The sequence below is a fragment of the Citrobacter sp. Cs237 genome, from assembly GCF_030332325.1.
GTDB classification, from domain to species: domain Bacteria; phylum Pseudomonadota; class Gammaproteobacteria; order Enterobacterales; family Enterobacteriaceae; genus Citrobacter_A; species Citrobacter_A sedlakii.
Window position 1 is genome coordinate 1 of sequence record NZ_JAOWIB010000071.1, and the last position, 772, is coordinate 772.

The following is a 772-nucleotide window of genomic DNA, read 5'->3' on the forward strand; positions in this document are numbered from 1 at the left end:
TGGCTGCAGAAGAATAACCAGTTAAAGGAAGACGTAAAAGTCGATGCAGAAATTGAGCGGCTTTACCGTATAGCGGCAGAGAACGGGCACTACAGGGCCAATATTAATCTGCAGAATGGTGCGATGCGGGGGCATTTTCATCTCAGCGGTGCTGAGCGTCTGCGGATGAGCCGGGCGCTAATCGATGCCGGTGTGGCTTCAGGGTATTACTTTGTCGCGATTTATCTGCAGCATGGTGCGGCGGGATTACAGCAGGATGATGAGATGGCGCTGCGTTATTACCGCAAGGCCGCGGATGAGGGAAATGCGCAGGCTCAGGCTTATGTTGGCGATAAGTTATTTAAGTTATCTGGTACCGGCGATGTTGTTCAGCAATTGCGCCGTTGTGCTGCTGAACAGGGGGATAAGAGTGCTGCATCTGCTTTGGGCGTTAGTCTTAAGGGGAAAGGGCGTTTCCAGGAAGCGGTAGAAGCGTTTCAGTTTGGGGTTATGGCTGGAGATGAAACCTCAGCTTTTGCACTGGAAAAAGGTTTTGGAGGTCCATTGCCAGGAGATACTCTTTATTACCTGGCTCTAGAAAAAGATCCTGAGCGAGCGCGTCGGTACGAAAGAATTGGTGAGATATTAGGTAAATATTCTTACGCTCACCCGGTCGTCCCGGAAATTAATGACATCGTACCGTTGCCACCGGCGCCGCTGCCAGCCTGGGACGGTAAACTAAAATGGCTGGAAGAGCGCAAGGCCAATATCCCGCCAGCCAAACCGGGTGAAT

The 772-nt window shown here is 51.6% G+C and carries 1 protein-coding gene; it reads left to right on the top strand.

The genetic code is table 11. The annotated features are described in order from the left end of the window. On the top strand, positions 1 to 772 hold a 772-nt coding region (locus tag OGY07_RS02865), incomplete at both ends, for an SEL1-like repeat protein (RefSeq protein WP_286598541.1).